The sequence below is a fragment of the Actinomadura sp. B10D3 genome (assembly GCF_039871695.1).
Taxonomy (GTDB): Bacteria; Actinomycetota; Actinomycetes; order Streptosporangiales; family Streptosporangiaceae; genus Spirillospora; species Spirillospora madurae.
In genome coordinates this window covers 77,059-92,003 of record NZ_JBDPLY010000023.1, presented here as the reverse complement: position 1 = coordinate 92,003, position 14,945 = coordinate 77,059, and the positions used below count along the sequence as shown (strand labels likewise).

At 70.9% G+C, this 14,945-nt stretch carries 14 protein-coding genes; 5 read left to right on the top strand and 9 right to left on the bottom strand.

All coding sequences use genetic code 11. The annotated features are described in order from the left end of the window. Nucleotides 1–8 precede the first annotated feature (8 nt). Together ABGB11_RS29185 and ABGB11_RS29180 are read right to left on the bottom strand one after the other, a co-directional pair. Nucleotides 9–1,286: an alpha-amylase family glycosyl hydrolase gene (locus tag ABGB11_RS29185; protein WP_347637897.1), complete on the bottom strand. Its 1,278-nt coding sequence runs from the start codon at nt 1,284–1,286 to the stop codon at nt 9–11. Nucleotides 1,287–1,321: 35 nt separating this feature from the next. Continuing rightward, nucleotides 1,322–2,485, bottom strand: a complete 1,164-nt coding sequence (locus tag ABGB11_RS29180; RefSeq protein ID WP_347637895.1) for a lactate 2-monooxygenase — start codon at nt 2,483–2,485, stop codon at nt 1,322–1,324. Nucleotides 2,486–2,634: 149 nt separating this feature from the next. On the opposite strand from ABGB11_RS29180, the gene ABGB11_RS29175 reads away from it, so the two are divergent. Beyond that, nucleotides 2,635–5,142, top strand: a complete 2,508-nt coding sequence (locus tag ABGB11_RS29175; protein WP_347637893.1) for a DNA topoisomerase IV subunit A — start codon at nt 2,635–2,637, stop codon at nt 5,140–5,142. Nucleotides 5,143–5,207: 65 nt separating this feature from the next. Here the strand turns inward: ABGB11_RS29175 and ABGB11_RS29170 are convergent, their stop codons facing one another. Both ABGB11_RS29170 and ABGB11_RS29165 read right to left on the bottom strand, forming a co-directional pair. Then, on the bottom strand, nt 5,208–5,411 hold the full coding sequence (locus tag ABGB11_RS29170; protein ID WP_347637891.1) for a hypothetical protein: 204 nt from the start codon (nt 5,409–5,411) through the stop codon (nt 5,208–5,210). Between the two features lie 159 nt (nt 5,412–5,570). Then, the gene (locus ABGB11_RS29165) at nt 5,571–6,665 is read right to left on the bottom strand and encodes an Atu1372/SO_1960 family protein (RefSeq protein WP_347637889.1); all 1,095 of its coding nucleotides are present in this window, start codon (nt 6,663–6,665) and stop codon (nt 5,571–5,573) included. An 86-nt stretch (nt 6,666–6,751) separates the two neighbouring features. On the opposite strand from ABGB11_RS29165, the gene ABGB11_RS29160 reads away from it, so the two are divergent. After that, nucleotides 6,752–6,904, top strand: coding sequence for a hypothetical protein (locus ABGB11_RS29160; protein WP_347637887.1), 153 nt, complete (start codon nt 6,752–6,754; stop codon nt 6,902–6,904). Nucleotides 6,905–6,960: 56 nt separating this feature from the next. Here the strand turns inward: ABGB11_RS29160 and ABGB11_RS29155 are convergent, their stop codons facing one another. The 4 genes from ABGB11_RS29155 to ABGB11_RS29140 form a co-directional block, all read right to left on the bottom strand. After that, entirely contained in the window at nt 6,961–7,323 is a 363-nt protein-coding gene (locus tag ABGB11_RS29155) for a hypothetical protein (RefSeq protein WP_347637885.1), read from the bottom strand. 73 nt (nt 7,324–7,396) lie between these two features. Beyond that, on the bottom strand, nt 7,397–8,056 hold the full coding sequence (locus ABGB11_RS29150) for a response regulator transcription factor (RefSeq protein ID WP_347637883.1): 660 nt from the start codon (nt 8,054–8,056) through the stop codon (nt 7,397–7,399). A gap of 14 nt (nt 8,057–8,070) precedes the next feature. Continuing rightward, complete coding sequence (locus tag ABGB11_RS29145) at nt 8,071–9,207, bottom strand: histidine kinase (RefSeq protein WP_347637881.1); 1,137 nt, start codon at nt 9,205–9,207, stop codon at nt 8,071–8,073. Nucleotides 9,208–9,397: 190 nt separating this feature from the next. After that, nucleotides 9,398–11,488 carry a DNA topoisomerase IV subunit B gene (locus ABGB11_RS29140; protein WP_347637879.1) on the bottom strand — a complete coding sequence of 697 codons (2,091 nt, stop codon included), beginning with the start codon at nt 11,486–11,488 and terminating at the stop codon, nt 9,398–9,400. A 212-nt stretch (nt 11,489–11,700) separates the two neighbouring features. Between ABGB11_RS29140 and ABGB11_RS29135 the strand changes: the two genes are divergently transcribed. From ABGB11_RS29135 to ABGB11_RS29125, 3 genes are all read left to right on the top strand, one after another. Continuing rightward, complete coding sequence (locus ABGB11_RS29135) at nt 11,701–12,603, top strand: ABC transporter ATP-binding protein (protein ID WP_347637877.1); 903 nt, start codon at nt 11,701–11,703, stop codon at nt 12,601–12,603. Then, nucleotides 12,600–13,673 (top strand): ABC transporter permease, encoded by a 1,074-nt coding sequence (locus ABGB11_RS29130; protein WP_347637875.1) that lies wholly within the window; start codon nt 12,600–12,602, stop codon nt 13,671–13,673. The genes ABGB11_RS29135 and ABGB11_RS29130 overlap by 4 nt, the downstream gene beginning before the upstream one ends. Before the next feature lie 119 nt (nt 13,674–13,792). Next, entirely contained in the window at nt 13,793–14,023 is a 231-nt protein-coding gene (locus ABGB11_RS29125) for a hypothetical protein (RefSeq protein ID WP_347637873.1), read from the top strand. Nucleotides 14,024–14,205: 182 nt separating this feature from the next. On the opposite strand, the gene ABGB11_RS29120 is transcribed toward ABGB11_RS29125, so the two are convergent. Beyond that, the gene (locus tag ABGB11_RS29120; protein ID WP_347637871.1) at nt 14,206–14,919 is read right to left on the bottom strand and encodes a GNAT family N-acetyltransferase; all 714 of its coding nucleotides are present in this window, start codon (nt 14,917–14,919) and stop codon (nt 14,206–14,208) included. Between the last annotated feature and the right edge of the window lie 26 nt (nt 14,920–14,945).

Sequence of the window (14,945 nt, the reverse complement as noted above, 5' to 3'; positions counted from 1 at the left end):
GACAAATGTCATGGTTCGGCTATCGCCCACCCGGTGGGCGGGATGGCGGCGCCGTCCTTGGTGAAGGAGGCTCCGCCGGCGATGCACGTCCAGTCGGCGCCGGGCAGATCGGCTTCCGCGGGTTCGTCGCCGAGATTGAGGACGACCGCGAGCCGCTCCGCGTCGTGACCCACGGTGTAGGAGAGGGTCGTGTTGCTCAAGGTGACCATCGTGGTCCGGGCGCGGACGAGCCACGGGTGGCGGCGCCTCAAACCGATCAGCTCCTGGTGGAGGCGGTGGTGCGGGCCGCCATGGCCAGGGGTGTTCTCGGGACGGTCGGGAAAGGCCGGCCGTATCGCGTCGTCTCCGCCTTCGCGTTCTTCCTTGATGCCCTCGAAGGCGAACTCGTCCCCGGCGTAGATGGACGGTACGCCTCCCACGGTCAGCAGGATCACGAGCGCGTGGGGCAGGTGACGTTCGGACACGCGGCTGGCGATGCGGGTCACGTCGTGGTTACCCACGAATGTCTGCGGGACGAACGAGTCCAGCATCCCGTTGTGGCGGTCGAGCGCGTGGGCCAGTTCGAAGAAGTTGCCGTCGTTCAGGGAGCTCCAGATGGCCTTCCACAGCTCGTACTGGGTGACCGAGTCGACTCCGGTCCGGTCGACGAAGCTCACGTAGTCGCCGTGGATGACCTCGCCGAGCAGCCACGCTTCGGGGAAGCTCACGCGGACGCGGTCCGTGACCGTCCGCCAGAAGTCCGGCGGGACGGCGTAGGCGGCGTCGAGGCGCCAGCCGTCTATGCCGCGCTCCAGCCAGTGGGTCATGACACCGGTGACGTAGTCGGCGACCTCGGGTTCCCCATGGTTGAGCGTGACGAGACGGTCGTGGCCTTCGAACGTGCGCAGGTCCGCGTGGAACCACTTCCTGTACGGGGACGCCTCGCCTTGGGCCGCGACATCGGCGAAAGGCCCGAAACCGCGTCCGACATGGTTGAAGACGCCGTCGAGCAGGATCCGGACACCTCGCTGGGACGCCGCGTCAATGAGCCTTCGCAGGTCGTCCTCGGTGCCGAGCCGCGGATCGACACGATAGTGGTCGACGGTGTCGTAGCCGTGCGTCTCGGACGCGAACACCGGCCCGAGCGCGAGCCCGTTGCAGCCGAGCCCGACGAGGTGGTCGAGCCAGCCTTCGAGCCGTGCCAGCCGCGGCCGCGGGGAGGCACCGCCCGGTAGGGCCTCGCGTTCGGCGCCGGTGAACCCGAGCGGGTAGACGTGCCACCAGATGGCGTGATCAGGCCAGCGCATGCGCGTCTCCTTACCTGCATCGCGGGCGCGTAAGTTCAGGCGCGCACGAGAATGTCCGGGTTCAGCTCGTCCGGACGCCTCACGCCGGACAGGGCCATGGTCAGCTCCAGCTCGGCCTGGAGGCAGCGCAGGACGTGCTGGACGCCCGCCTGGCCGCCCAGCGCCAGCCCGTACGCGTACGGGCGCGCGACCAGAACGGCCTTGGCGCCCAGCGCGAGGGCCTTGGCGATGTCCGATCCCGTCCGGATCCCGCTGTCGAACAGGACGGTCGCCTGGTCGCGGACGGCGTCGACCACGCCGGGCAGGGCGTCGAGCGAACCGACCGCCCCGTCCACCTGCCGCCCGCCGTGGTTGGAGACGATGACGCCGTCCATTCCGGCGTCCACCGCCTGGCGGGCGTCGTCGGGGTGCTGGATGCCCTTGAGGGCGATCGGGCCGTCCCAGTGCTCCCGCAGGAAGATCAGGTCGTCCCAGGTCAGGCCGGGGTTCCCGAAGTTGGCGACCCAGTGCAGGAGAGCCGTGTCCCGGTTGGCGTCGGTGACGGGCCCGCCGACGGCCTTCTGGAAGACCGGGTCGCTGAAGTAGTTCGCGACGCCGATCCCCTTCAGGAACGGCAGGTAGGCCTGGTCCAGGTCGCGCGGGCGCCACGCCAGGGTGACCGTGTCGAGCGTGACGACGAGGGCCGTGTACCCGGCCGCCTTGGCCCGCTCCAGGAAGCTGATGGCGAGCTCCCGGTCCTTCGGCCAGTACAGCTGGTACCAGCGCGACCCGTCGCCGTTCGCCTCCGCCACGTCCTCGATGTTGTACGAGGCCGCCGTGCTCAGCACCATGGTCAGCCCCTCGGCGGCGGCCGCCCGCGCGACGGCCGGCTCGCCGTCCGGATGGAGGATGGACTGCACGCCGATGGGGCCGAGCAGGACCGGGGACGGCATCGCTGTCCCGAGCACGGTCACCGACAGGTCCCGCTCGGCGACGTCCCGCAGCATCCGCGGGACGATCCGCCACCGGTCGAACGCGGCCCGGTTCGCCCGCGCGGTCGCCTCGCTCCCCGCCGCCCCCGCCACGTAGCCGAACGCCTGCGCCGAGAGGGACCGCTCCGCGAGGCCCTCCAGCTTCGTCAGGTCCGTGGGCAGCGCGGGCCGGACGTCCCCGAGTCCCTGCAGATAGATCGAGTTCTGGAAGTCGGCCAGACCGCTCAAGAGAAACCTCCACCAGGGGAAACCGAAACCGTCGGTGCTCAATCTGCCAGGTCCGCGCAGGTGACGAAACGGGATCGATCCGCCGGGCGGGGCGGAACACCGGTGGGGCGGGGCCCAAGATGTCCCCGGGACCGGCCACAATGTGGGGCATGGCACGACGCGGATCCCAAGCCCCTCCACCGCCGCCGGACTTCGAAGAGAACATCGTCGACGTCGATGTCTCCGACGAGATGCGCGGCAGCTTCCTCGAGTACGCCTACTCGGTGATCTACCAGCGGGCGCTGCCCGACGCACGCGACGGGATGAAGCCCGTCCAGCGCCGCATCCTGTACTCGATGAACGAGATGGGGCTGCGCCCCGACCGCGGGCACGTCAAGTGCGCCCGCGTCGTCGGCGAGGTCATGGGCAAGCTGCACCCGCACGGCGACAGCGCCATCTACGACGCGACGGTGCGGATGGCGCAGCCCTGGGCGATGCGGATGCCGCTCGTGGACGGGCACGGCAACTTCGGCTCGCTCGGCGGCGACGACCTGCCCGCCGCCATGCGGTACACCGAGGCCCGGATGTCCCGCGAAGCGATGCTGATGGTCCAGTCCATCGACGAGGACACGGTCGACTTCCGCCCGAACTACGACGGGCAGGAGCAGGAGCCGGAGGTGCTGCCCGCCGCGTTCCCGAACCTGCTGGTCAACGGCGCGTCCGGGATCGCGGTCGGGATGGCCACCAACATGGCGCCGCACAACCTCGGCGAGGTCATCGCCGCGGCCCGGCACCTGATCGACAACCCCGAGGCCGGCCTGGACGACCTCATGCGCTTCGTCCCCGGCCCCGACCTGCCCACCGGCGGCAAGATCGTCGGCCTGGACGGCATCCGCGACGCCTACGCGAACGGCCGGGGCACGTTCCGCACCCGCGCCACCGTCACCATCGAGAACGTCACACCCCGCCGCAAGGGCATCATCGTCAGCGAGCTGCCGTACGCGGTCGGGCCCGAGCGCGTCAAGGCGAAGATCAAGGAACTGGTCAACGCCAAGAAGATCCAGGGCATCTCCGACCTGAAGGACCTCACCGACCGCAACGTCGGCCTCCGCCTGGTCATCGAGATCAAGAACGGCTTCAACCCCGAGGCGGTGCTGGCCGACCTCTACCGGCTCACGCCGATGGAGGAGACGTTCGGCATCAACAACGTCGCCCTGGTCGACGGCCAGCCCCGCACCCTCGGCCTGCGCGACATGCTCCAGGTCTACGTCGACCACCGCATCGAGGTCGTGCGGCGGCGCTCGATGTTCCGGCGCAAGAAGCGCGAGGACCGCCTCCACCTGGTGGACGGCCTGCTCGTCGCCCTGCTCAACATCGACGAGGTCATCCAGGTCATCCGGCAGAGCGACGACGCCGCCCAGGCCAAGCAGCGCCTCATGCAGATCTTCGAGCTGTCGGAGGTCCAGGCGCAGTACATCCTGGACACCCCGCTCCGCCGGCTGACCCGCTACGACCGCCTGGAGCTGGAGAAGGAGAAGGAGCAGCTCGCCAAGGAGATCGCCAAGCTGACCGCGATCCTGGAGTCGGAGCGCAAGCTCCGCGGGGTCGTCTCGAGGGAGCTGGGCGACGTCGCCAAGGAGTTCTCCACCCCGCGCCGGACGATCCTCCTCGAATCCTCGGGCCACACCGCCGCCGCGGCGGTCCCCCTGGAGGTCGCGGACGACCCGTGCACGGTGCTGCTGTCGTCCACCGGGCTCATGGCCCGCACCCACGACGCCGGCCCGCTGCCCGACAGCGGCCCCCGCGCGGCGCACGACGTGCTGACGTCCGTCGTCCCGTCCACGGCGCGCGGCCAGGTCGGCGCGGTGACGTCGCTGGGCCGGATGATCCGCATCGACGTCCTCGACCTGCCGACGCTGCCGCCCTCGGCCACGCCCCCGTCCCTGGCGGGCGGGGCGCCGGTCACCGAGTACGTCGACCTCGAACCGGACGAGACGGTCGTCGGGATCGCCGCGGTCGGCGAGGAGGGCGGCGGGCTGGCGCTCGGCACCGCGCAGGGCGTGGTGAAACGCGTCGCCCCCGAGTTCCCCGCCAACCGCGACGAGTTCGAGGTGATCGGCCTCAAGGAGGGCGACCGCGTCGTCGGCGCCGTCCAGCTGCTCTCCGAGGAGCAGCACCTCGTGTTCATCACCACCGACGCCCAGCTGCTGCACTTCGCGGCGTCCCTCGTCCGGCCGCAGGGCCGGGCCGCCGGCGGCATGGCCGGCATCAAGCTGGGCGCGGGCGCGAGCGTGCTGTGGTTCGGCGCGCTCGACCCGTCCCGCGAGGCCCGCGTCATCACGGTCTCCGGCTCGTCCTCGGCCCTGCCCGGCACCCAGACCGGCGCGATCAAGCTGGCCGACTTCGCCGACTTCCCGTCCAAGGGCCGCGCCACCGGCGGCGTCCGCGCCCACCGCTTTCTCAAGGGCGAGGACGTGCTGCTCCAGGCCTGGGCGGCGCCGACGCCGCTGCGCGCCGCGGCCGCCAACGGCAAACCGGCGATGCTGAACGTCGCCATGGGCCGCCGGGACGGGTCCGGCGAGAAGCTGGACAAGCCCCTGACGGCCATCAGCGGCCCGATCGGCGCCGCGCCCCCGGACGAGGAGACCCCCGACGAGGAGACCCCCGACGAGGAGTGACGCGCAAGGCCCCGGGCGATCACCCCGGGGCCGCCTACCGCCGCTGGACCGGGCCTGTCACGCCGTCAGGATCGTGAGAGGGAACGCAGCAGCAGGTCGCGCGGCAGCGAGTGCGGCGCGGCACAGCACTCGGCGACCCAGTGCGTCTCCGTCGGGACGAGATAGGCGCTGACCATCTGCCGCGGCGGCGTCGTGCGCAGTCCTGAGAGGAGGGAGACGACGTCCTGGTACTCGGTTTCGTCCGGGAGGGCGCCGCTCGAATTGATCATGCTCCGGGAGCGTAGCGGCACCCACCGACACCGCAGGCGGACCAGGCTCGATCTCCTACGCCCCGGAACCGGCCGCCTTCATGGCCGCCGGCGACGTCGTCCTCCTGGAACGCCCGAGCCCCATCGTGCTCTGACCGGTGCTCGGGCGGTCGCCTCGGGTCAGTCGCTTTGGACGTCGTCTCTGAGCAGGAGGGTCAGCTCCGCGGCGACCGGGGCCTCGCCCGGCAGGTCGGGCTGGTAGAGCGCGATGCGGGCGTGCGTGCCGAGCTCCTCGCCGAAGACGTCGATCAGGAGGTCGGACGCGCCGTTCAGGACGGCCGGCGCCTCGGCGAAGCCGGGGGCGCTGTTGACGTAGCCCGCCAGGCGCACCACGCGGGCGACGCGGTCGAGGCTGCCCAGTTCGGCGCGGGCCATGGCGAGCAGGTTGATCGCCACCAGGCGCGCCGACGCCCGCCCCTCCTCGACGGTGAGGTCCCGGCCGAGCTTGCCCGTGATCGGCAGGTGGTCCCGCCCGTCCGCGTCCTTGCGCGTCCCGTAGGTGCCGGACACGAAGAAGAACCCGCCGGCCGGCACCCCGTACACGAACCGGCCGACCGGGTCCGGCGGCTTCACCCCGTCGAGCCCCAGCCGGACCAGGGCCTGCTCGGGCGACTCGTTGATCGTCATACCCACGATCTTGGCCCCCCGAGCGGGCGCGCGAAACCTCCATGCGGAGGATGGTTCGAGGCGGGTCAAGGTATCGGCCAGGACGTCACGGAGCCGCGTCCAGGGGAACGCGCGTTCGGCGCCGCCTTCCGAACCCGGCGCCGGCAGCCAGGACGGGTCCAGCAGGACGGTGACGCCCCACGCGCGGAGTTCGGCGACGCTGCGTGCGAAGACCGGGTGGCGGGCCAGGGCCGCGTTGGGCCAGGGCGCCGCGACGATGGGCAGGCCCAGGCCGACGGCCTCGTTGAGGAGGCCGAGAGCGAGCGTGTCGCTGGTCCCGTGGGCCCACTTGTTGACGGTGTTGAACGTGGCGGGCACGACCGCCATCGCGTCGGCGGGCGGCAGGACGTCGGGCTCCTCCGGCCGCTTGTAGTCGGACCGGACGGGATGGCCGGTGATCTCGGCGAGCCGGGCGGCGTCCAGGAATTTCAGGCCGGACGGGGTGGAGACGGCGCACACCGTCCAGCCGTCCGAGCGGAGCCCTTCGACGAACGCGGGGAGGTCCGCGGCCGGACGGCCGCCGCAGGCGATGACATAGAGCACGGGCACCTCCCCACCCTGCCACGGCCGGGAGGAGGTGCCGGTCAGGTCTTCTCGATGTCGTCCGGACCCAGTGGGCGTCCATCCGGACGATCTTGCCGTCGGCGCCGAAGGTCATGACGTCGATGGCGCGGATGCGCAGGCCGGTCACGTCGATGGTGAAGGCCATCGCGGCGCGGTCGCCGTGCGAGCCGCGGATGGGGCCGTCCAGGCTGAGCTTGGCGCCGCCGGCGATGGTGTTCGTGTAGAACTCCTCGATCGCGGCGCGGCGGTTGCTTACCTCTCCACGGGCGCCGGACGCGGGTCACGCCACCGTCGTCCGGCCCTTGCGGGGCTGCGGCGCCTGATGCCGCAGGCCGCGCTCGGCGCAGTCGGCCAGGGCTTCGAGGAGGTCGGCCGGGGTGCCCGAGGCGTCGTCGTAGTGCCAGAAGCGGATGAGGTTCTCGCCCTCGGCGCCCGGGTTGAAGCGGCCGAGGGCGAAGCATCCGGCGATGGCCATGCGGACGATGACGCGTTCGCTGTCGTCCAGCCGGCTCACGTAGGCGGCGGCGTCGATCAGGCCGATCGCGGCGCGGGCGTTGCGGCCGCCGTCGCAGGGGTCCGGGCGGTTGATCCGCCATTGCGCGTAGGGGCGCAGATACTCCGCGATCATGAGGGTTCTGAGCACGTCCTCATGCTGGAGCCGCGCGGGCGCGGGCGCCCGCACCTTGACCCGGTCCTTGCCGGACGCTGACCGATGATCAGCCGGTGAGGCCGTGCCGGAAGGCGTAGGTGACGGCCTGCGCGCGGTCGCGGAGATTCGCCTTGGCGAACAGGTTGTTGATGTGGGTCTTCACCGTCGCCTCGGAGATGAACAGGTCACCGGCGATCTCGGCGTTGGAGCGCCCCTGCGCGATCAGCGTGAGCACCTCCGCCTCGCGGCGGGTCAGGCCGTCCGGCAGCTCGCCGGGGGCGGCCCGGCGCGGGCTCTCGCCGGTGGCGACGGCCTCGACCAGGCGCCGCTGGACCGCCGGGTCGAGCTGGGACGCTCCCCCGCGGACGGCGGTGACCGCGCGGGCGATCTCGTCGGCGTCGGCGTCCTTGGTCAGGTAGCCCCGGGCCCCGGCGCGCAGCGCCGCGAAGATCGACTCGTCGTCGGCGTAGGTGGTGAGGACGACGATCCCGACGTCGGGGTGCGCCTCCTTGATGCGGCGGGTCGCCTCCACGCCGTCCACGCGCGGCATCCGCAGGTCCATGAGGACGACGTCGGGACGCAGCTCGTCCACCATGGCGATCGCCTGCTCCCCGTCGCCGCACGCGCCGGCCACCTCGATGCCGGGCAGCAGCTCCAGCAGGAGGACCAGGCCCTCGCGCACCACCGTCTGGTCGTCGACGACCAGGATCCTCGTCTTGTCGCTCACCGCTCCGTCTCCCGTCAGGCCGGCACCCGGAGGGACACGCGGAACCCCTTGCCCTCCGGTCCGGTGACCAGGGTGCCATCGATCAGCTCGGCGCGCTCCCGCATGCCCACCAGGCCGTAGCCGCCACCGCCGAGCTGCACCACGGCCTCCGTCCCGCCGCTGTCGGTCACTTCGAGCTCGACCTTGTCGGCGAGGTAGCGCAGGGTCACGCGTGCGCGCGCGCCGGGCGCGTGCTTGCGGACGTTGGTGAGCGCCTCCTGGGCGGTGCGGACGACCGCCAGCCCGGCCTGGGGCGTCAGCTCGCGCGGCTGCCCGGTCACCTCCACGTCGCAGGGACGGCCGGTGCTGGCATAGAACTCCTCGGCGAGCTCCGCGATGACCTCCTTCGGCTCCGGCACCTCGCCCCGGAGGGTCGCGAGGGCGCGCCGTGTCTCGTCCAAACCGCTGCGGGCGAGGTTGCGGGCGCGCTCCACCCGGTCCAGGGCCTGGACGCGGTCGCCGTCCCGCGCGAGCAGCAGCCTCGCCCCCTCCAGATGGACGATCTGCGCCGACAGAGAGTGGGCGAGGATGTCGTGGATCTCCCGTGCGAGATGGGACCGCTCGGCGAGTACCGCGTTGGCGGCCTCGGCCCGGCGGGCGGCCTCCTGCGCGGCGATGCCGTGGCGGCTCGCGACGGCCCCCAGCGTGAGCCCCATGAACGCCGACATGAGACCGAGATCGGCGCCACCGGACCGGAATGCCTCTCCCAGCACGCCGATCGAGGCGATGGTCACGCCGCTGACCGTGAGGCCCCAGGGCAGCGGCAGCCGCATCAGCAGCACCCAGAGGCCCGCCATGCAGAAGAAGAACCCGCCGCCGGCGTGGGGCGCGAGCGCGTACAGCGCCATCGCCGCCGCCATCGCCCCGAGCAGCAGCCCGATGCCGATCCTCCGCCAGCGGTCGCCGTCGCGCCGCACGACCCAGATGCCCGTCCCCAGCAGGGAGAACATGACGGCGGTGAGGACCGCGACGGCGAGCCCCACACCGTGCAGTGCCGGCGCGGGCTCCTCATGGATCAGGCCGCGGACGTAGGCGTAGACGCCCCACATCACCAGAACGCAGACGACGAGCGCGCGGGTCAGCCGCTCGATCATGTTCGCCTCGCACTTCACGGTACGACGCTAACCGAGGCGGGCCCGCCGAGGGCGACGAGCACGTGGTCCACCGTGTTCATGGCCACGACGGTAGGGCGCGCGCCCTCCGCGCGGATCGGCGCGCGGCTGTACTTCCGGTTCTCCACCGCAGGGTGGACACCGGACCCCGGCCGCGCACGGGAACCTCCGCGCTCAGGTGTCGATGCGCTCAGGTGTCGATGCGCTCAGCGTCCAGCTCGGTGGCGCCCGCGGTGATGAACGCCCGGCGCGGCGCGACCTCGCTGCCCATCAGCAGGTCGAACACCTTGCCCGCCTCCTCGGCGTCCTCGATGCGGACGCGCCGGAGGACCCGGTGCCGCGGGTCGAGGGTCGTCTCGGCCAGCTGGTCGGCGTCCATCTCGCCGAGGCCCTTGTAGCGCTGGATCGGCTCCTTCCAGCGCTGGCCCTTGCGCTCCAGCTCGACGAGCCGCTGCCGCAGCTCGGCGTCGGAGTAGGTGTAGATGTACTTGTCCTGGCCCTTCTTCGGCTTGATCAGCTCGATGCGGTGCAGCGGCGGGACGGCGGAGAAGATCCGCCCGGCCTCCAGCATGGGCCGCATGTACCGGTGGAAGAGCGTGAGGAGCAGCGTGCGGATGTGGGCGCCGTCGACGTCGGCGTCGGCGAGGATCACCACGCGCCCGTAGCGGGCGGCGTCGATGTCGAACGTCCGTCCCGAGCCGGCGCCGAGCACCTGGATGATCGCGGCGCACTCGGCGTTCTTCAGCATGTCGGCGACGGACGCCTTCTGCACGTTGAGGATCTTGCCGCGGATCGGCAGCAGCGCCTGGAACTCGGAGTTGCGGGCGAGCTTGGCGGTGCCGAGTGCCGAGTCGCCCTCGACGATGAACAGCTCGCTGCGGTCGTCGGCGGTGCGGCAGTCGACGAGCTTGGCCGGGAGGGCGGAGTTCTCCAGAGCGTTCTTGCGGCGCTGGTTGTCGCGCTGGGTGCGGGCGGCGATACGGGTCTTGGCCGCGCCGACGACCTTCTCCAGAACCGCCCTGAGCTGCTGCTTCTGGCCGCGCTGCGGGTTCTCGAAGATCGCCCGCAGCTCCCGCATCACGACCTGGGAGACGATGCGGGTCGCCGCGGAGGTGCCGAGGACCTCCTTGGTCTGGCCCTCGAACTGCGGCTCGGGCAGGCGGACCGTCACCACGGCGGTGAGGCCCTCCAGGACGTCCTCCTTGATGACGTCCTCGTCGCCGTTCTTCAGCAGCTTCGTCGCGCGGAGCTGCTCGTTCACGACCTTCAGGACCGCGCGGTCGAAGCCGCGCACGTGGGTGCCGCCCTTCGGGGTGGCGATCACGTTGACGAACGACTTGGTGATCGTGTCGTAGCCGTTGCCCCAGCGCAGCGCGATGTCGACCTCGAGGTCGCGCTCGACGTCGGTCGGCGTCAGGTGGCCCTGGTCGTCCAGGACCGGGACGGTCTCGGTGAAGTGGCCACGCCCCTGGAGCCGCAGCACGTCGACGATCGGGGTGTCCTTCGCGAGGTAGCCGCAGAACTCGCTGATGCCGCCGTCGAACCGGAACCTCTCGTCGACGACCTCCTCGCCGCGCTCGTCGCGGACGTCGATGGTGAGGCCGGGGATGAGGAACGCGGTCTGGCGCATCCGGTCGAGGACGAGGGACTGCTCGACCGTGGCGTCCTTCAGGAAGATCTGCAGGTCGGGCCAGAAGCGGACACGGGTACCGGTGACCTTCTTGGCGACCTTGCGGACCTGCCGCAGGCCCGACTTCTTCTTGAACCGGGCGTTGGGGCGCCCGTCGTCGGCGAACTCGCCGGGCAGCCCGCGCCGGAAGCTGATCGCGTGGGTGTGCCCGTCGCGGTCGACCTCCACGTCGAGCCGGGCGGAGAGCGCGTTGACCACGGACGCGCCGACGCCGTGCAGGCCGCCGGACGCGGTGTAGGACACCCCGCCGAACTTGCCGCCCGCGTGCAGCCGCGTCATGACCAGCTCGACGCCGGGCAGGCCCGTCTTGGGCTCCAGGTCGACCGGGATACCGCGGCCGTTGTCGCCTACCTCGAACGACCCGTCGGCGTGCAGGGTCACGCTGATGTGGGTGCAGTAACCGGCGAGCGCCTCGTCGACGCAGTTGTCGACGATCTCCCACAGGCAGTGTGCGAGGCCCCGGCTGTCGGTCGACCCGACGTACATGCCGGGTCGCTTCCGCACGGCCTCCAGCCCCTCCAGCACCGACAGGTGCCGGGCGGAGTAGCCGTGCGGGTCTTCGGTTGGCACTTCGGCGGTCGCGGCGGTCAACGTGCGTGTGCTCCTCGGGGGTAGGACGGTCGGCAGAAGGGTACCCCCGGCCGACGACAATCCACCGAAAGGCTCGCCGCCGCGGGCGTTCGGGCACGTCCGTGCGGCGGGCACGGACGGTTCGCCAGGGTACCCGGACTCCGACTTCTAGACCTGAACGTCCACCTTTAGGTGGGTGTGCGAGGAGCGGAATCCTCCTTACCGTCCTCTGCATGGCGCAAACGATCGAGGTCACGGGCCTCCGCAAGCGATACGGGGACGTCCGGGCCGTGGACGGGGTGACGTTCGCGGTCGAGGAGGGCGAGTTCTTCGGCATCCTCGGTCCGAACGGCGCGGGCAAGACGACGACGCTGGAGATCATCGAGGGCCTGCGGGAGCCCGACGAGGGAGAACTCGCGGTGCTCGGGCTGCCCCCGTGGCCCCGCAACCCGAAGCTGCTGCCCCGCATCGGCGTCCAGTTGCAGGCGTCGTCGTTCTTCGAGCGGCTGACCGCGCGGGAGCAGCTGCGGACGTTCGGCTCCCTGTACGGCGTCCCGGCCAAGAAGGCCGACGCGATGCTGGATCTGGTCGGCCTGGACGACAAGGCCGACGTCCGGGTGGAGAAGCTGTCGGGCGGTCAGGCGCAGCGCCTGTCCATCGCGTGCGCGCTCGTCCACGACCCGGAACTGGTGTTCCTGGACGAGCCCACCGCGGCGCTGGACCCGCAGGCACGCCGCAACCTTTGGGACGTGCTCCGCAGCATCAACACCGAAGGCCGCACCATCGTCCTGACCACGCACTACATGGACGAGGCGGAGAACCTCTGCGACCGCGTCGCCATCATGGACTCGGGAAAGATCCTCAAGCTCGGACCCCCGGCGGTGCTGGTGCGCGGCCTGGACGCGCCGGCCAGGATCAGCATCGCCAGCGGCCTCCTGCAGGTGGCGGACGCACGGCTGCTTCCGGGCGTGGACGGCGCGGACGACGACGGCGTCTCCCTGACCATCTCCACCCGCGACCCGTCCGCCGTGGTCGCGGCCATGGCCGCCAAGGACGCTCTGGACGGCGTCCAGATCCGCGGCGCCACCCTTGAGGACGTCTTCCTGGAGCTCACCGGACGGGAGTACAGGGCATGAGCACGTACGACAGCTTGAAAAGCCTCTCCAGGGCCATGTTCCTGGGCTTCTGGCGCGACCGGTCGGCGCTGTTCTTCACCGTGCTGTTCCCCCTGATGTTCCTGGTCATCTTCGGCGGGGTCTTCGGCAACCAGACGACGTCCAAGGTGAAGATCCTGGAGGTCGGCCAGTCGTCGATCATCGACCGGGCCGTGGCGGGGGGCTCCGGCGAGATGGGCAAGATCATGCAGGTGGAGAAGTCGTCCGACCGGGCCGACGCCCTGCGCACCGTCGAGAAGGGCGACGCGGACGCGGTCGTCGAGCAGCAGGGCGACCAGCTGATCGTCCACTACTCCGCGGCCGACCGGGTGAAGTCGGGGACGGTACGGGGGCTGATGAACTCGATCGTCCAGTCGGCGAACATCGCGGCCAGCGGCAAGCCGCCCGCCTACCGCGTGACCGACCGGCAGGTGGAGGACGACTCGCTGAAGGCCATCCAGTTCTTCACGCCGAGCCTTCTCGGCTGGGCACTGGCGTCGGCGGGCGTCTTCGGCGCCTCCCAGACGCTCGTGTCCTGGCGGACCAAGGGCATCCTGCGCCGGCTCCAGCTCTCCCCCGCGCCGATCCCCACCGTGTTCGCCGCGCGGGTCGCGGTCAGCCTCGTCATAGCCCTCGTGCAGTTCGCCCTGTTCGTGCTGGTGGCGCAGCTACCGGTGTTCGGGCTCCAGCTCAGCGGCGCCTGGTGGATGGCGATCCCGATGGTGCTCGCGGGCGTGCTCGCCTTCCTGTCGATCGGGATGCTGATCGGCGCGTGGGCCAAGACGCAGGAGACGGCCCAGGGGGTGACGCAGCTCGTCGTGCTCCCGATGGCGTTCCTCGGCGGCTCGTTCTTCCCGCTGGACGCGTCGCCGGGCTGGATGAGGGCCCTGTCGTACGTCTTCCCGCTGCGGTACCTGAACGAGGGCATGCTCAATGTGATGGGACGGGGCCTCGGGCCGGCCTCGGCGCTGCCCCAGATCGGCGTTCTTCTCGGCGTCGCCGTCGCCGGCGCGCTGATCGCCGTGCGCCTGTTCCGGTGGGACTCCGTCTAATGTGACCTCGGTCACTTATTGGGCCATTCTGCTGTGGGCGTACGAAGAACCAGGTTGGGAACGCCAGCGTCGGGTTAGATGTTGTCCTAAGTACCGACCCCGAGCATGAGGAAGGTGCCGTGACTGGAGCCCTTGCCCCAACCAAGCCGCTGACCGTCGCCGACCGATGCGACCGCTGCGGCGCCCAGGCCTACGTCCGTGCAGTCCTTGTAGGCGGCGGCGACCTTCTGTTCTGTGCCCACCACGGGCGCAAGTACGCAGAGGCTCTCCGCGCCAACGGGGCCGACATTCAGGACGAGACCGACCGGCTCACCGAAACCCAGGCGACCGCGACGGACGATGAGCGGTAGCCCTTGAAATAGCACGAGCCCCGGAACGGCGGCCACCGGACACGGTGGCCGCCGTTCACATTTCCACCCCTTCGTCACCCCGCAGAGCCAATGGGACACCACTCCTTAGTGTAATTACTCACTCACTTACCGTAGTGAAAATCGGGATTCAGGTGATGCGGATCACCGGAGCACCTGAAGCCTCACCCGTAAGTGACATTCTTCACGCGGTAGTGGTAGCCCCCGGCCGGCACGAAGCCCTCCGCCTCGTACAAGGCCCGGGCCGGGGCGTTCCGCTCGACCACGACCAGGTACGCCCGTTCGCATCCTTGCTCGCGTCCCCAGGCAAGGAGCGCTCGCAGGACGCGCCGCCCGAGGCCCCGCCTGCGCGCCTCCGGGGCCACGGCCATCGCGAAGACGCCGAGCCACTCTCCCTGGGGCACACCGCGCCCGACCGCCACGCCGTCCAGCGACGCATAGCCGGCCGGCACACCGGTGAGGATCTTCTCCGCCACCGGCCGCTGGTGGGCGTAGCGGCCGTCCACCGACCACCAGAGGTCGAGCCACTCCCTGGCCGGCTTCTCCACGATCTCAACGCCGGCGTGCCCGGAGGCATCCGGCACGTCCGCCACCATCGCGAGCGTCGGATCGACGATCTCGTAGCCCCGTGCCGCAAGGAACGCGTCGAGCCCGGACGGCCTTGCATGGGCGTCCATCGAGAACACGGTCGGCAGCCCCAGTCCGCTGTAGAAACGCTCCGCTCGCTCGACGGCGTGTTCCAGATCCCCTGGGTCGTCCAGGGGCAGGGCGGAGTTGGCGCGCTTGGTCACGCCCTCCGCATGGCGAAGCAGCCAGCCGCCAATATCCTGGCTGGAGGGCGCGGGCCACGCCTCGGCGACGAGCCGTCCGAATTCCATGGCACGCGCCATCACTCACCGCTTTC